Source organism: Leuconostoc gasicomitatum LMG 18811, from assembly GCF_000196855.1.
Taxonomy (GTDB): domain Bacteria; phylum Bacillota; class Bacilli; order Lactobacillales; family Lactobacillaceae; genus Leuconostoc; species Leuconostoc gasicomitatum.
Window position 1 is genome coordinate 959,345 of the sequence record NC_014319.1, and the last position, 16,607, is coordinate 975,951.

A 16,607-nucleotide genomic window follows, 5' to 3' on the forward strand; every position below is an offset into this window, starting at 1 on the left:
ACTTTATTTTGTCATGCTGATCATTGTTTTACTTTGAATCACCTTGGCCGCCCGTTTTAATGAAAATAGCAGCAACAATACCACCAATAATCAATAGCATAGCATCTAAACGTATAATACTGATAAAACCTTGGTCAAAGGCTTTACGGACTGCTATTTGTAATTCGTGAGCAAAAGGTGCCTTTACTAATTGTTTACTCATAACAATCATATGACCGGAAAAAGGACCTGCATCAACAAGCGCTTTATGCAAAGTAGCTATAGTCGTTGCCGAGGCACCCGTAACCTCAGGTAGGTGTTTAGCCAGTCCGGCCTGATAACCATCGGCTAAATGTAATCCTTGAAAAACAACACCAAAACTGACACCAACTTGCATAAAGGTAGAAATCATACCCGAAGCCATCCCCATTTGCCGTGGTGCAACTGATGACATGGCTGCCGTTGTCATCGGTGGATTGATTGAGCCATTACCAATACCAATAATGATAAATGCTGGCCAAAAATCAGCAAATGTTGCTGTTGTGGTTGTCAAGGCACTTAAGGTAAATAAACCAACACCAATAAATAACGCTGATGTTGCTAACATATAGCCATGCCGTAATCTATTAGTGAGCATACCAGCAATTGGCCCTAATACTAGTGAGAATCCTGAAATTGTAGCTTGTCGTAAACCTGTGTCCCAAGCCGAATAACCAACATAATTTTGCATGAATGTTGATAAATATGCAAAAAATCCATATAGACCAGCACCTAAGAAAAATGCAACCAAAACAGCACCAGTAAAACTTGATGATTTGAACATACTTAAATCCATCATTGGGTTTTTAGCTGTACGTTGTCGCCAAATAAACAAAATAAATAAGATAACGGCCATGATTAGATAGCCGGCCACTTGCATTTTATCCCATCCCCAACTAGCATTCATCTCTTTTTGCACTAAACCAAAAACCAAAGAAAAAATTGTCCCAGTTGACAATAGCATGCCAATATAATCAACACTGCCTGTTGCGTGATGAGTTTGTTGGTTTGAGATAAATAATGATGCCATGATGATTGTTATAATACCAATTGGTAAATTAATAGTGAAAATTGATTGCCATGAAAAAGCGTCAACTAACCAGCCACCAACTAATGGTCCCGAAGCAGTAGAAAGGCCTATAATCGAGCTCAAAATACCTAACGCAATACCACGCTCTTTGCCATTAAATGTGGTACCAATAAGAGCGAAGGATAGAGACATCAAAGCTGAACCACCAATAGCTTGAACTGCTCGAAAAATATGTAACATGCCAATTGATGTTGATACAGCATCAAGTCCTGATCCAATTGTAAATATGATTAAGCCAACGATGAACATTAATTTCCGACCATATAAATCTCCTAATTTTGCCCAAATCAGTAATAAAACCGAAAAGACAATAGTGTACGCAGAGATAACCCATTGTAAATCTGAGTATGATGCATTCAGGTTTGTTTGAATACTAGGCAAGGCTACATTGACAACTGTTGTGTCAATCAACGCCATAAATACACCCAAAGAAACGGCTATTAAGGATAACCAGCGTTTTGGATCTAATTTTTCTTGTGATACATTTTCCATTATTCTAACTCACTTTCAATGATATCTAAATGTTCTAAATAGGTATTAGCTAAGGCGTGTTGTAATTTATTTATTTGCATAGCTGATTTAAAAAAACTCGCTTCAGAGTGATGAAGCTGTAATTGTTGATTGTACTCTGCATATTGCACACACTGTGATTGCTTTTCAGCACGAAAATCAGCAATAATTTGTTGCGCTAGCGTACGATCTACTAGTGATAGATTTGATAATTTAAATAAATAAACATCATCCATATGAGCATTTTTTGAGATTGGTTCTCGCATTAGTGTATCAAACCTGGTTCGACCAGCTGCGGTAACGTGTAACTTTTTTTTACCATGCCAATCTAAATCATTTGTCATCACAATCACACCCGTAGTTTCCATCTTTTCTAGTAATGGATACAGCACACCAAAGCTGACTTTTCGATTTATCCCCAACACATTTTCAAGGACAAAACGTAACTTATAAGCGGATCGATCAGTAAACAGTAATTGTCCTAATATATATAATTCATACATATTAATCTCCTTAATATATCTTTTAGATATGTAGAAACACTTGATTAAGTTTACTTTTTTTAGTTATCTTTGTCAAGAGACTAAAAATACAACTTGTTAGTTTTGCCATAATCAATTAAATTTATGTTGTAGCTATAGTTAGTTCCTCCTGAATAACGACTAGTAATAAAATATGCTATAATTATTGCAAAAAAGTTATTGCTCAATAAAAAAGGAAGAGAAATGAAAAAAAGAATTGCTTTGCTATCAGATGTTCATGGGAATAGCACAGCCCTATCAGCTGTCGTAGAAGATCTCAAAAAAAGAGATGTTGATACATGTTGGTTCTTAGGGGATTTAGTCATGCCTGGGCCGGGAAACAATGAATTATTTGATTTGCTTGCTGGTATTAATACAGATATATATATCAAAGGTAATTGGGATGATTGTTTTCTTGAGGTTATTAAAAGCCATTCTACGCTTGATCTTAGTGATGAGTCGGATGTGTATATTGGTATTTTAGGTCAATATGTTTATGAGAAATTATCGACGAACAACAGAGATAAAATTAAAAAATTTGAAACTTGTGCAACTCGTGTCATAAATAATCTAAAAATTAGTATTTCGCACAACTTACCTGATAAAAATTATGGATCAGCATTGATTCCAGTTGCTGAAACAAGCAACTTTAATGAGCTTTTTATCAACTCTAGTTTTGATATTGCTGTCTATGGTCATGTACACCACCAATTGTTAAGATATAGTAGTCAAGGGCAACTAGTTATTAATCCAGGAACCATTGGTGAACCATTTTTTGCGCATTCAAAACTGAATAATGATCGACGTGCGCAATATGCAATTTTAGAAATAGATGAAACTGGCTTAGCAGACGTTGATTTCAGAAAGGTGACTTACAATCTTGATCAAGAGATGTCTCTAGCAAGAAATATTAGCTTAGCTTATGCTGAATTGTATTCAGAAATGATTTATGATGGTCGTGTCTATACTCATAATCAAGAAATATTAAAAAAAATCAATCAGAAAAACAATTATTTAAATGCCTTGCGCCCGTTTCTTGATTCATTCTCGGAAGAATAATACTATGGAAAATCAATTTTTGTTTAAAAAATTTAAAGCGTCAAATCGTGATTTATATAGTCAAAATATAAATTTAAGAAATAAAATATTACGTGAACCATTAGGAAAATCATTATCAGCAGATGATTTACTCATTGAAAAGAACAATCAATTTTATGGTATTTTATCAAACCAAAAATTGATTGCGACATTGTCAAGTTATGAAACAGATAATTCAGTCATTAGACTCGTTGCTGTTGCTGTTGATACAAATTTTCAAAAGCAAGGCATAGGTTCCTTACTGCTCAAACAGGTCATTGATGATTATCAACATAGAGGATATGGTACGTTCAATTTGATAGCCAGAGTTTCAGCTCATGGCTTCTATCTTAAAAATGGGTTTCAAGATATTTTCGGACCGTTTAAAAATCGGCATTTGGATGTTACAGACTATGGTATGCAACGCGTGATTGAATGCAAACAAGGGTAATCTTCAAATCAAACTATTAAATCATATTTGTCTATCATTATTAACGAAAATTTTAGTCATAAAAAGCCACTAAATGTTAGTGGCTTTTTATCTGAACTAGTGGATTGGTTAGTTCATTTAAATGGTTGATCAACTATTTGACCTACGAATGACTGAGCACTTATAAAATAATATACATTAAAGTTGACACAATGTCATAAAAGTGACACAATGTCATATATAGGAGATTAACCAGTTATGCCGACAAAAACATTTTTAAATCTGAGCGCAGAAAAACAACATACGATGTATGATGCCATGTATGCTGAATTTTCAACATATACTTTGGCGGAGTCTAAAATATCAAATATTGTTACGACTGCACATATTTCAAGAGGCTCTTTTTACACCTATTTTGATGATATTGATGATGCATATCAATGGGTGTTGACTGATGTTATCACAGATATACATCAAACCATCGATAAGAAAGATATTGTATCATCAACAGAAGCCTTTATTTTAAAAGCTAAAACAAGTCCACATTTTGATTTTTTGAGTCATTACTATATTGTGAATGAAGCTTTTTTGCAACAAAAAACTGTTAAGACTGCGCAGCATGATTTTAAGTTACTGGACACTAATTCGACTACTGACGATATATCACAATGGTTGGTCATTCAATCTGTCCATCAATTAATTAGAGCGTTTTTTTTAAATCCTGACAAGCAAGCACGTATCATAACAACACTTCACATGTTGAAAAATTGGAGAACGGTAGGCTAAATTATGTATTTAACATTGAATGAGATGCACAAAGAAAAGTTGAGATATGGCTTAATCATAGTTGTTATGACCTTGATTAGCTATTTAATTTTTATTCTAAGCGCTTTAGCTATGGGGCTTGCTAATCAAAATACGTCTGCCGTTAATAGCTGGGGCATTAACTATGTTGCCATGAACAATGATGCCAATGGTAACTTAAGTCAATCCTTGTTAACAAACGACGATATTGATAAAACAAGCCTATCTGCTAATCAAGCAGCAATTGGGGTTGCGCCCATTATTGTTAAATCGCATGAAGCACGTGTCTCAGCAATGTTTATTGGTATTCAAAAAAATGATTTAATTTATAAACAGATGCAATTAATCAAAGGTCAATTACCTAAAAATCGTTATGACGTGCTAATTTCGTCGGCACTTACTCAAAAGGATTTAAAAATTGGAGATCATATCAAACTGGGCATGCTTGCACATGACGTTAAGGTCGTCGGGTACGTGAAAAATGCAACGTATAATATGGCGCCAATTATATATGGTAATTTAGTTAATTGGGGGGATGTAAAAGGTGTCAATAACACATTTTACGCCAGTGGCATCGTGTCTAATGGTGCCAAAAAAGCGAATACAAAAAATCTAAAGAATTACACTAAAGCACAATTGTTTAATAAAATGCCAGGGTATACCGCTCAAAACAGTACCTTTATATTTATGATTGGATTCTTGTTAGTGATTTCAGCTGTTATTGTTGCCATCTTTTTGTATATTCTAACCATTCAAAAAATACCTAATTTTGCTGTTTTAAGAGCTCAAGGTGTTCCGGGAAATTATCTTGTGTTAAATACGATCAGTGAAACACTTATCATTATGATCCTTTCGGTGCTCATCAGCAGCATATTGTGTGGTGTTACGGCGTGGTTTATACCTGAATCAGTACCCATGTTCTTTGATATTAAACTATTAGTATTGTCATCCTTGGGGTTGGTATTGACAGGTATTCTTGGCGCAATTGTGCCAGTGAGATTAATTACAAAAATTGATCCAATGTCAGTTATAGGAGGATAGACATAATGAGTAATCTTAAACTAATTGATGTTACAAAATTGTTTGGCACAGGGGATAGTCAAGTGACGGCTTTAGATCATGTTAATTTCACTGCAAATTCTAAGGAATTAACCTTAATTGTTGGTCCTTCTGGGTCAGGTAAAAGCACACTTCTCACAATTCTCGGCGGTTTACAGGCTGCTACTAGTGGCCAAATACTTTTAAATGGACGTGATTTGAATACTTTGTCAAAAAAGCAAGCAGATAACTTTAGGCTATCACATATCGGCTTTGTTTTACAATCTTATAGTTTAGTGCCATATTTAACTGTGCAAAAACAATTTGAGTTAGTTAAGCGAATTAAACCTGATAATAACTTGTCAGCAGCCTTATTCACACAATATTTAGAACGTCTTGGCATAACTAACTTACTATCAAAATTTCCAGACCAACTCTCAGGTGGACAAACACAAAGAGTGGCTATTGCAAGAGCGTTATATACTAATCCTGATTATATATTAGCAGATGAGCCAACGTCAGCTTTAGACAGTCAACGTGTAGACGAAGTGGCTAAACTATTTAAAGGCATTGCTAAAAATGAAAATAAAGCTGTTGTTATTGTGACACATGATTTAAGAATGCGGGCATATGCAGATAGAGTCTATGAAATAATTGATGGTAAAGTAGTGGTTGAATAGTAGAATGGGGGCGCCATAATGTTACTAAAAATGATTGGTCCCAGGGAAGCAACACTGAATTATGAGTTACGTATATCACCGCGTCGTTTATTTAGATAGTAAGCACTTTTAAAATAAATATGACATTATCATCAAGATTAAATGTTATTTTAAAAAAACCAAAATTGTTATTTTTTTATTTCTATTGTGAAATATTTTTTGTGTAAGCGTTGCCAACTCAATAGAACAGGCTATTTATTTGTTTAAAGTTTGTGAAATTTTAGAAATAATGATATACTGGAAGGTAATAAGTAGCGCTACTTAGATTGAGCAAGAAAAGAATGGAGGATTATATTATGATTTGGTCTTTAATCGTTGGTGCAATTATTGGTGCAGTTGCAGGTGCAATTACGAATCGTGGTGAATCTATGGGTTGGATTAGTAATATTATTGCTGGTCTTGTTGGATCAGCAATCGGGCAAGGAATTCTTGGTCATTGGGGTCCTAGTCTTGCTGGCATGGCAATTATCCCATCAATCATCGGTGCGGTTATCCTTGTCTTAATCGTATCAGCTGTTTTTGGCATTCGAGCAAAGCGTTAACGCAACCAAACAAAGGGGTGTGATATGAAAAAATGGCAAAAATCCCTGCTAAGTTTGCTTAGCATAGGTTATTTGATCGGATTAGCAATCATGCTTTGGCCACGTGTTATTTTGACAATAATGGCTTTATTAAAACGTATAAACATTAATATCACAATTAGCAGTCAAACGATTGTTGATTATTATGGTATGACGCTCATTGCGATAACTATAATTATTCTTTTAGTGATATTATTGATGCCTTCACAGAAGCCAGATATACAATTAAGTCAAACTAAACGCGGGCGACTAGCATTAAGCAATGATGGTATCAGTCACTTTATCCAAACGCAATTATCAGGTGAAGGATTGTCGAACATCAAAGTAAAAATTAAAAACACACGTCATCAAAGACGATTTCATATTGTAGCAGACTCAATCTATCAACAATATGCGATAACAGAATTACCCAGATTGACAAACACTTTAACAGATAAAATAGCAGATTTATTGGCAGGCGTTAACACCGTTCCCATTAAGGTCGACATGAAGGTCAATCAGGCAGCCGGTGGTAAGCGTAAGGCGACACGGGTTATCTAGCAGTTTGGAGTGTAAAAATGATTAACAAAAACAATATCTCAATGATTTGGATTACTGGTGGCACTGGTTTTGTTCTAGCAACCTTGTTAATGACTGTTGGTTTTCTCAGCACGATTTTTATCATCATTGTAACGCTGGTAGCTGCTTTTGGTGGCTATTTACTAGAAAAAAATAATATTAATTTATCGCGTATAGCTGAAAATTGGCGGCGGAAAAACCAACGCTAAACAAACTTGGAGGAAATGATAATGGTTACAGAAAACAAAAATGCACAGCGTTCAAACGTGACGACACCTAAGGGTGAATTAACATTTAATGACAAAGTGATTCAAAAAGTTATTGGTTATGCGATTGAAAATGTTCCTGGTTTACTAGGTGTTGATGGTGGTTTTATGGCTAACATTAAAAATAAAATTGTAAACAACGACAATTCTGTTGATGGCATTTCAGTTGAAGTTGGTAAAGAACAGGTTGCTGTTGACCTAAACGTTATCATGGCTTATGGGAACAACGCACACGATATTTATAAAACATTGACTGAGGTAATTGCCAAGCAGCTTACAGAAATAACGAGTTTAGAATTGGTTGAACTTAATGTTGAAGTGATTGATATTCAAACAAAGTCAGAATTTGATGCTGATCAAGTGTCGTTGCAAGATCGTGTGACGGATGCTGGTAATACAATTAAGGAAAAAACATCAGACGGTGTTAATACTGTCAAAGAAACAGCATCAAAAGTTAAAAATGATGAAGATGTACGTGTTGTATAAGCAAAAGATAAAATATTATTTTTATTATATATGTATTTTATGACATGTGTTGAAGTGATTTTCAAAAATTGGATAAAGTATTAAATAACAAATTGGTCGACATGAATCCGGTATTGAACTGGGCTCATGCCGACCAATTTTATTTTGATACTGGTCATAAGTTACAAAATGTGCTGGCTGACGTGTAAATTTACATGATAACCATTCATCAGTCATATATTATAGTCGTGACTTACGGTATCTTTGACTTAGAGGTAAATGGTAATTGTAGATTTCTTTAAACACGGTATAATCATCATGTTGCAGTTTTTGTAGCATTCTTATAAATTCATAACAATTAGCTTCATCACTTTTTTGATCCGATCCCAAATAGAGAAAAATGATCAATCTAGCAAAATTCATAGTCAATTTAGCTGTAAAATCTGTTAATGTACTGTAGCAAGAATTATCAGTAATTTTCTGCAAATTACTTGAATTATAGTTAAAATTTGTGAGTTCAATCTGAACATAATTAAGAACAATACTCGCAACACTTTGTTCGATTATATATGAATATTCTGTAAATCCTTTATACTTTTTGTATACTTCATGAACCTTAGCCATACATTCAAGTAATTCTGACGGATCTTTTCTAAATATAAAAATGCCATCAACAAATGCTCTTAATTCAAACACAGACCAATCTTTAGTCTGAGTTAAGTGCTTTTTTAGGGGATACGCAGGATCAATGGACATTCTTAAAGGATTATTGCCAATAATATATATTTTGATATAAGCAATAGCAGCAAGAATTTGACTGTCTAGAGATAAATTTTTTTTAAAAGTCACATGCTTTTTCATTAACCCAGCTGTATTTTTCATGCTAGCATCATTGTCAATTTGATTTAAAATGTTATTAAACCAATATTCTGAGTTATTATAGTGAATAAATTGAAACTCATTTGGAGAGACTTCTAATCGTTTGAGAATGGCAAACAATTTTTCGGATTCAATACTGTTATGTCCATTTTCTAATCGAGATGCGAAGTTTCTAGACACAATTCCCATATAAACTTCCTTTTGAGTTGTTTTCGAATTGCTTTAATCGTTTCTCCAATTGTTGTCATAATTCGTATTTCCTCCGCCTGTACCTAATAACGTAAACTATACTACACATATTAATAAAATGTCTAGATATAGTTGATGGTAAATTAGAAATAAGGAAAGGGCGGACGATAATGTTCAATACAATTATAAAAACATCATTAATTAGTTTAGTTTTTAATTTAGCGATAACCTCTTTAAATTTTTTTTTCGGATTATACTTTCTGCAAATCACTGGGTCAGCTTTCATTTTTGGGACACTAACAATTATTGGGCCATTGGTCAGCCTCATGCTCACACCGATTATGACCAGAATTGTAGACACAGGTTCACACAAGAAGATATTATTAATCGCTCAAATAATTTCATTTGTATTTCTTGTGGTTTATTGGGTCGTGGTTCGTGATCATTTAGATGTCGGTACACTATCATATGTCTATATTTTGATGATTATTATCCGTGTTAGTGAAGAACTATTTATCGTTACATTAAAAGCGTCTACGACACAACTAGTTGAAAAATATGACTATCAAAGACTGAATGCATCAGTTCAATCAGCTACTTCGGTTGCAAATATTCTTGGGCCTATTGTAGGCGGATTAGCATTTAGTCTCCTCACACTACCATTCTTTATTTCACTCATAATTTTTCTAGTCGGAATGTCAATCTTATTCACAAGGACGCTAAAACTAGCTCCTTTACATAGGCTATCAGCTACTGACAAAAATTCTTTTTTGATGGTTATAAAATTTGTCAAAGCCCGGCCAGAGATTTTATCTCTTGTGATTATTGCGATGTTTATAAACTTATTTGCCTCATCTATAACTATTGGTTTACCCATACTTGTTATTAAGCAACTGTCTCTGTCTAAATTAGTTTACAGTTTTTTGGAAAGTTTAACTAGTGTTGCAATGATAGGAGGTGGCATCCTATTGACTGTGCATACTATTAAGGATAACTTAAAAATGATGTATCAATCAATGCTATGCTTTACTATAATCATTGTGCTATTCGGGTTTCCGGAGTTAATAACGCGTAACTATTTAATAATTATTGGCTTTCTAGGAATATTAGTAGTTGTTTTCGGATTAATAGTGGTAGTGGCTAATACGGCAATGACAACGTATTTACAAATTGAAGTGCCAGAAAATAAACAGGGTGGGGTATATTCCATCATCAATGCCATTTCTCAACTGTTTATTCCCCTGGGGGGATTATGTTACGGCCTATTGTTTGATCGCTTTGAAAGCTACCAAGTATTTATTTCATCTGGACTTGTAGCCTTTGTTATCATCATTGGTTTATTACTACTGACGAAAAAAAGAATTATTAAAGGAATATAATTATGACATCATATTTGATGACTGCATCTATTAGTCAAAAAAAGATATTGATTTTAAATAGTTACTAGAAAATAGCGATATAGAAACAACAAATGTCAATAAAAATACAATAAATGAATGATGATTTTTATTAAATGTTGCGATAATTAATTCGAGTGGTCATTTTTGCCTCTAAAATGTGAATACTTTAAACAGTAACCTTTTATTAAGAGAAATTTCAATCACGAATTTATCAAAAAAGGCTATGATTCTTGAAAGTCAGATAGTCTAATAAACTATATCTGACATTCAAGGTCAAGCCTTGCTCTTGTGATTTGAATTTTGACAAATAAGCTTTTACTCAGTAGGTATTACTTATCTAAAATAGCCTTTGATTCAAGATAATCGTCTATTGAGTAGTGGCCGGATGTTCTGCCGACTCCTGATTGTTTCATTCCCCCAAAAGGAGCTTTCGGTTCATCGCTGTAAGCTTTATTGATTAGTACTCTGCCTGATCTTATCTGATTAGCAACTTTTCGGGCATTTGCAATATTTTTCCCGAAAACATAACCAGACAAACCGTAAATGGTGTCATTTGCTATTTTTACAGCTTCCGATTGATTTGCATATGTTAATACAGAAAGGACAGGTCCAAAAATTTCCTCTTGTGCAATTGTCATATCCGAAGTAACATTTGTAAAAACAGTTGGTCGAACAAAGTAGCCGTTTTCTAAGCCTTTAGGTTTTCCTAGACCGCCACTTAATATATGAGCGCCTTCTTCCATTCCAATTTTGATATACTGTTGTACTCTTTGATATTGCTTTTCACTTACCATCGGTCCAATTTGAATATCCGGATCTGTTGGTAGACCTACTTTAAAGTGGGGAAGAGCATTTAACAAAGTAAATTTAACGTTATCCAGTTTGCTTTCAGGTACAATCAACCTTGTTCCTGCATGGCAGGCCTGACCACTATTGCTGAATGCTATAATCAGTGCCTTTGATATGACGTCATCAAGGTCAGCATCCTCCAAAATGACGATGGGTGATTTCCCTCCCAACTCTAATGTCATACGAGCCATACTGTTTGCCGTTTCTTTCCAAATCATTTTACCTACAGTGGTACTTCCAGTAAAATTAACCTTGGATATCTTAGGGTTTGTTACGATTTCGGTACCTACAGTTGCTCCGCGACCATTGATTATATTTATTACGCCATCAGGTATTTCAGCATCAGCAAGGCATTCAGTAAATACCTGTGTTTGTAGAGCGCTGATTGCACTTGGTTTTACTACGATTGTGTTTCCTGTGGCTATAGCCGGTGCAATCTTTGAGGCAATATGAGTATAGTCTGCGTTCCAAGGAGTGATTGCCCCAATAACCCCCAACGATGTCATTACAACGGTTGCTTTACCTTCTTTATATTCAAACGGATAATGCTGTAGTTCTTCTTTCATTTCTAGAAATATTTGTGCAGAAAATTCGGTACGTCCATTCGTTGCGCCAGCAGGAGAACCGTACTCCTTCATGGCAATTATATTTAGTAAATCTTTTTTTCTCATAATACTGTCATATAAACGTTGAAGCATGGCGCAACGTTCATCAATTGATGTTTGAGAAAATTTTTTATATGCAGCAGCAGCAGCATTAATGGCATTCCGAGCGTCAGTTTGATCGCCAAGACTGACTTCACCAATTTTTTCTCCGGTAGACGGATTATACAATTCCTGAATTTCAGTTCCGTGAGAGGGCACAAATTTACCATTTATAAAATGTTGATTAATTATTTTCATTTTTAAAATCCTTTCTTTTCTTCTTTACTATACTTCTTAAACCGACGTTGAAGTAAAGGAAAACATATAAACAATGTTTAGATTTTGTGCATTTATAGATTGAATCAATTCAAAAATACGATTTTAGTTAAATTTATAGTAGTATAGTATCATAACTGAATAATCATAGATGAATGTTTGACTTAAACGTCGGTTTAAGTTGTATAGTAGGCTTATATATAGAAAAAATGGTATCTACTTGGCATTAAAATAAATAATAATATAAAAAAAGGAGAGGGATATGTTTTACAGTATCAAAGAAGTATCTGAAAAGTTGAATTTACCATCTTCGAAGATTCGCTATTATGAAAAACAGGGCCTGATTGTTAATATTAAACGCTCTGCAGGAGGAATTCGTCAGTTTGATGATCACGATATTCAATGGATTTTCTATATTTCTTGTTTTCTAAAAACGGGCATGAAACTTGCCGATCTGCGCAAAATTGTTGAATTGGGAATGGCAGGAGATTCTACTCTATATCAGAGGATGGAGATACTTGAAACCCATAGAGTAGAGCTACAAAATCGCCAGAGAGATCTGGATTTGGCAAAAGAGGCACTTAAGCATAAATTGGCGTATTATAAAGAAAAAATAAGTAATTAAACACAAGAACTCTTAATAAATTAGCAAATCGTCGGAACAAAGTTGTAAATTGATGTTGATAGAATGAAATGAAAAAGTAGTTATTGATTAATTTGTGACTTTCATGCCATGTTTATAAGAAAAATACAATTCAAGAAATATTTTATACTTTAATACTGATAGTTAAGCTTCGTTTGGCATTATGAATTTTTATGTGTTCGGAAATCAATAGTTTAACTATGATATACTACGTTTGCTCAGAGAGGCCTCTGAGCTTTTTTGATTTAGACAATCACTATCCATAAAGGTTCTTCAGCCTGTTGTTTACAGTGATGGGTTTCATTTTACAATTTCCGTGTACTTTTCTGACATATTTTAACCCTTTATCTGTTTTGTTTGAATTTTGGCGTTGAAAAAACAAAAAAATAGCAGATCATTAACTAAGTAAGCGCTTACAGTTTTATAATATACTGTGCTATTAAAATAGAGTGAAGGAGAATAAACATGGATAATAGCAACCAGGTTAGTTGGCCCGAACGATATTAGACTAGGTACTAAAATATTTGAACAATATTTAAATAATTAGTTTTCGTCTATTTTTCAACGTATTTTGGTAAAAATATTGATGGTATAATCATTAGTCCAGTTAACAAAACTGACCACCAGAATGCGTGTTGATAAGCAATTATATTTGCTAATGATGTATGATGCGTTGAGAGATATGAAGATATGATAGTTGCTACTAAGGCAGAACCGAAAGCACCACCCAAATTTTGAAATATTCTTGCACCAATATTAGCTTGTGGCACCAACTTTTTATCCATTCCCATTAATATGGTTGTCATTAATGGCATAATAACACCACCAATACCCAATCCACGAATAAACAATACGACGCTGATAACCAGAATATTTGTCTTGCTATCAATCCACCCAAATGGCATTGTCCCCAAGATAGATAATGATAGACTTAGCCAGACAACATAGCGAGCACCAATGCGATCCAGTAATTTTAACAGTAGTGGTCTAATTAAAAGCATACCAATACCTTGAGGGAGCAACCAAAATCCTGTTTGTAAAATGCTTAAACCACGGCCTTGTTGAAAATACAATGGCAGAATAAGCATGGGACCAGTTGTTATAATGCCAGCCAGAAATAAATTAACGGTAGACGCAGCATAAACAGGTGCCTTGAAAAGAACTAACGGTAACACTGCTGTTTTTTTCTTATAAATACCCCAAATAACATAAATAAATAGCGCAAATAGTCCGATGCTTGCAAATAACCATGTATCAGAATTGTTAAAAGTTGCTAGTTTCCCAGCTCGCGACAAACCGTAAATTAATGATGCAGAACCGAAACCTAACAAAGTAATGCCAAGCCAATCTATTTTTGTAGTTTTATCAGTCGCAGGAATACTGGGGACTATCCAAAAATTTAATGCTGCAGCTATAAGCATAATTGGCACGTTTATCCAAAAAATCCATTGCCAATTACCATATTCTACAATAATCGCACCTAAAATCGGACCGAACACTGGGCCAATCATTATTGGCAACATCACAATCATCATGAGTTTTTGAAAATAGTCACGTGGTGCAATATTGACAAGCAAGTTGCTAACAAGTGGCATAATTAAACCAGCAGCAAATCCTTGAAAAATCCGATAAAATATAAGCACATTTACCGTTGTACTCATGGCTGCACCTATGGATGATAAACCAAACATCATCTGTGCAACCAAAAAAACATACTTACCATTAAAATGTTGTGTTAGCCAACCAGAAAATGGGACAGCAATACTAGTTGATAATACATAGGCAGTTATAATCCATTGAACGCTGTTAAGCGTCGTGTGTAAATCATGACTAATATTGTTAATCGCAATATTAGTCATTGTAGTATCTAACATTGGCGCTAATAGACCAAATGCTAAAACTAATGATATGTTTCTTACTTGCTTAAAATTCATTTTCCCATGTCCTTTTTATTATTTTGTTTCTGTGAATAGAGTACTATTTGTTCTTTATAAAGTCAATAAAGAACTTTTTGTTTCTAATTTGATATGGTAGAATAGCCTTATGGAAAAAGAAATTCAAACAAGAAAACGTGGCATCACGTTGGAAAATACAATCTATGATGTTACCTTAAAGTTATTTGATGAAGAGGGTGTTGATGAAGTAACTTTTTATAATATTGCTCGCTTAGCTAATACCTCACGTAGTGTTCTGTATAGACGTTGGACTAACCCTAGGAGTCTTCTATTGGCAGCCGTACATCACTGGGCCCATAAAAATTCTGGCTATCCTGAAAAGATTGATTTAAAAAACTTCCCTGATATGGGTAGCTTACGTGGTGATTTAATTGAAAATGCACGTCGTAATGCTATTTTGTATGATTCATTTAGTAAATATCTTGTCAAATTTTCCATGTACAGAATGGCTAATGGAGAAAATATAAGTGATGATATACTAATTGATGCTGAAGAGGGTGCCATTGCTTTAGGAAAATGTTTTGCTCAACGCGCAATTAAAAGAGGAGAATTAGAGACTGTTCCTACAAAAGAAGTTCTAATGTTACTCGGTAATTTACGCCGTTATTACACTTTTGTAGCACCCGATTCTGCTCCCACAATTGAAGAACTGATAGATAATATAGTCTTACCTGCTTGGCTAGCAAGCAAAAAATAAAGACATTAGTTTCTGGTTAAAGGGCATTGTTTATCCTATTTTTAGCTAAAAAATTGGTTAACCTATCGTTTTGTTTACAATGTTATGTACAATATCAAAACTAATTTTGCCACACTATTAGACCGTATTGGCACGAATTAATTACAAAGCGGTAGTAGTGCCTTTGTCTTATAGGAAGAACACAAATAATAATATCAGTAATTTATTGCACAATTCAAAGTTAGATTCAAAATACCCTATGTCTATTCATATGTTATGGGGGTACATATATATTTTAAAGTGTTATAATTTCTTTAAAATATTCTTGGCATGATCATGTCAGTTAAAGGTAAGAAAGCTTGTATTATCAATGAAAAAATTACTACTCACTGCTTATGGGTTTTCAACACCTACAATTGGGGCCGTTGCTCTGAAAATGATTCATAAAAATAAAGTAACTAAAGCTTGCATTATTTCAACATCTTGGCCAAAAGAAAAAGAAAAACATCCTCAAATGAATCAAATAAAAAATGATCTGATCGACATGAATGTGACGAAAGTAGATTTCTTAGATGTTGAGTTTGAAGATGCAAAAAAGCTATATGACTACGATCTTATTTTTTTGAATGGTGGATACCCATTTTACCTATTACATTTTCTAAAAAAGAGCGGGGCAGATCGTATTTTGAAAGAAAAGTTCCGTAGTGGGAGCTTAATATTTGGTCTAAGTGCTGGCTCAATTGTAATGGGGCCATCTATAAACTTAATGCAGTATCTTTACCCGGAAGATAATCAGTTCAATGATGTGGATTTGACAGGTCTTAATTTAACTCATTTACAAATCTATCCACATTTTAAAGAAATGCTAACACGTGATGCAACGATCAAAGAAAAGATTACTGAATACGAAAATAAAACTGAAATTCATATAACAAGACTAAATAACAATCAAGCCGTGAAAATTGATAACGATACTTTAACATTTTTAGGTTAATTCACGTAGATTTGTTTTATATTTC

General features: G+C 33.9%; 18 protein-coding genes. 13 read left to right on the forward strand and 5 right to left on the reverse strand.

What is annotated here, in order from left to right; translation table 11 throughout:
* Positions 1-28: 28 nt before the first annotated feature.
* Together LEGAS_RS04695 and LEGAS_RS04700 are read right to left on the reverse strand one after the other, a co-directional pair.
* Positions 29-1,600, reverse strand: coding sequence for an MFS transporter (locus LEGAS_RS04695; protein WP_010388303.1), 1,572 nt, complete (start codon positions 1,598-1,600; stop codon positions 29-31).
* Entirely contained in the window at positions 1,600-2,121 is a 522-nt protein-coding gene (locus LEGAS_RS04700; protein ID WP_013231550.1) for a PadR family transcriptional regulator, read from the reverse strand. Before LEGAS_RS04700 ends, LEGAS_RS04695 begins: the two co-directional genes overlap by 1 nt.
* A gap of 222 nt (positions 2,122-2,343) precedes the next feature.
* Here LEGAS_RS04700 and LEGAS_RS04705 point away from each other — a divergent pair, with 222 nt between their 5' ends.
* The 9 genes from LEGAS_RS04705 (at position 2,344) to LEGAS_RS04745 (ending at position 8,098) form a co-directional block, all read left to right on the forward strand.
* Positions 2,344-3,198 carry a metallophosphoesterase family protein gene (locus LEGAS_RS04705; protein WP_010388301.1) on the forward strand — a complete coding sequence of 285 codons (855 nt, stop codon included), beginning with the start codon at positions 2,344-2,346 and terminating at the stop codon, positions 3,196-3,198.
* Between the two features lie 4 nt (positions 3,199-3,202).
* The gene (locus tag LEGAS_RS04710; RefSeq protein WP_010388300.1) at positions 3,203-3,667 is read left to right on the forward strand and encodes a GNAT family N-acetyltransferase; all 465 of its coding nucleotides are present in this window, start codon (positions 3,203-3,205) and stop codon (positions 3,665-3,667) included.
* A 237-nt stretch (positions 3,668-3,904) separates the two neighbouring features.
* The gene (locus LEGAS_RS04715) at positions 3,905-4,432 is read left to right on the forward strand and encodes a TetR/AcrR family transcriptional regulator (RefSeq protein ID WP_013231551.1); all 528 of its coding nucleotides are present in this window, start codon (positions 3,905-3,907) and stop codon (positions 4,430-4,432) included.
* Between the two features lie 3 nt (positions 4,433-4,435).
* Positions 4,436-5,491, forward strand: a complete 1,056-nt coding sequence (locus tag LEGAS_RS04720; RefSeq protein ID WP_013231552.1) for an FtsX-like permease family protein — start codon at positions 4,436-4,438, stop codon at positions 5,489-5,491.
* A 5-nt stretch (positions 5,492-5,496) separates the two neighbouring features.
* Positions 5,497-6,168: an ABC transporter ATP-binding protein gene (locus LEGAS_RS04725; RefSeq protein WP_010388296.1), complete on the forward strand. Its 672-nt coding sequence runs from the start codon at positions 5,497-5,499 to the stop codon at positions 6,166-6,168.
* Positions 6,169-6,503: 335 nt separating this feature from the next.
* Complete coding sequence (locus tag LEGAS_RS04730; protein ID WP_010388294.1) at positions 6,504-6,749, forward strand: GlsB/YeaQ/YmgE family stress response membrane protein; 246 nt, start codon at positions 6,504-6,506, stop codon at positions 6,747-6,749.
* Between the two features lie 24 nt (positions 6,750-6,773).
* Positions 6,774-7,328 (forward strand): alkaline shock response membrane anchor protein AmaP, encoded by a 555-nt coding sequence (gene amaP, locus LEGAS_RS04735; protein ID WP_010388293.1) that lies wholly within the window; start codon positions 6,774-6,776, stop codon positions 7,326-7,328.
* Between the two features lie 17 nt (positions 7,329-7,345).
* Positions 7,346-7,555: a DUF2273 domain-containing protein gene (locus tag LEGAS_RS04740; protein ID WP_013231553.1), complete on the forward strand. Its 210-nt coding sequence runs from the start codon at positions 7,346-7,348 to the stop codon at positions 7,553-7,555.
* Between the two features lie 21 nt (positions 7,556-7,576).
* Entirely contained in the window at positions 7,577-8,098 is a 522-nt protein-coding gene (locus tag LEGAS_RS04745; protein WP_013231554.1) for an Asp23/Gls24 family envelope stress response protein, read from the forward strand.
* Between the two features lie 219 nt (positions 8,099-8,317).
* Here the strand turns inward: LEGAS_RS04745 and LEGAS_RS04750 are convergent, their stop codons facing one another.
* Entirely contained in the window at positions 8,318-9,145 is an 828-nt protein-coding gene (locus LEGAS_RS04750; RefSeq protein WP_010388290.1) for a helix-turn-helix domain-containing protein, read from the reverse strand.
* Between the two features lie 170 nt (positions 9,146-9,315).
* On the opposite strand from LEGAS_RS04750, the gene LEGAS_RS04755 reads away from it, so the two are divergent.
* A complete protein-coding gene (locus tag LEGAS_RS04755; RefSeq protein ID WP_013231556.1) occupies positions 9,316-10,524 on the forward strand; it encodes an MFS transporter in 1,209 nt (402 codons plus the stop codon).
* Between the two features lie 350 nt (positions 10,525-10,874).
* Here LEGAS_RS04755 and LEGAS_RS04760 read toward each other — a convergent pair whose 3' ends face one another.
* Positions 10,875-12,296, reverse strand: a complete 1,422-nt coding sequence (locus LEGAS_RS04760) for an aldehyde dehydrogenase family protein (protein ID WP_010388287.1) — start codon at positions 12,294-12,296, stop codon at positions 10,875-10,877.
* 280 nt (positions 12,297-12,576) lie between these two features.
* Here LEGAS_RS04760 and LEGAS_RS04765 point away from each other — a divergent pair, with 280 nt between their 5' ends.
* Positions 12,577-12,939 (forward strand): MerR family transcriptional regulator, encoded by a 363-nt coding sequence (locus tag LEGAS_RS04765; RefSeq protein ID WP_010388284.1) that lies wholly within the window; start codon positions 12,577-12,579, stop codon positions 12,937-12,939.
* A 572-nt stretch (positions 12,940-13,511) separates the two neighbouring features.
* Here LEGAS_RS04765 and LEGAS_RS04770 read toward each other — a convergent pair.
* Positions 13,512-14,891 (reverse strand): DHA2 family efflux MFS transporter permease subunit, encoded by a 1,380-nt coding sequence (locus tag LEGAS_RS04770; protein ID WP_013231557.1) that lies wholly within the window; start codon positions 14,889-14,891, stop codon positions 13,512-13,514.
* 109 nt (positions 14,892-15,000) lie between these two features.
* Between LEGAS_RS04770 and LEGAS_RS04775 the strand changes: the two genes are divergently transcribed.
* Both LEGAS_RS04775 and LEGAS_RS04780 read left to right on the forward strand, forming a co-directional pair.
* Positions 15,001-15,609, forward strand: coding sequence for a TetR/AcrR family transcriptional regulator (locus LEGAS_RS04775; protein WP_013231558.1), 609 nt, complete (start codon positions 15,001-15,003; stop codon positions 15,607-15,609).
* A gap of 349 nt (positions 15,610-15,958) precedes the next feature.
* Positions 15,959-16,582, forward strand: coding sequence for a Type 1 glutamine amidotransferase-like domain-containing protein (locus tag LEGAS_RS04780; RefSeq protein ID WP_013231559.1), 624 nt, complete (start codon positions 15,959-15,961; stop codon positions 16,580-16,582).
* Positions 16,583-16,607 lie beyond the last annotated feature (25 nt).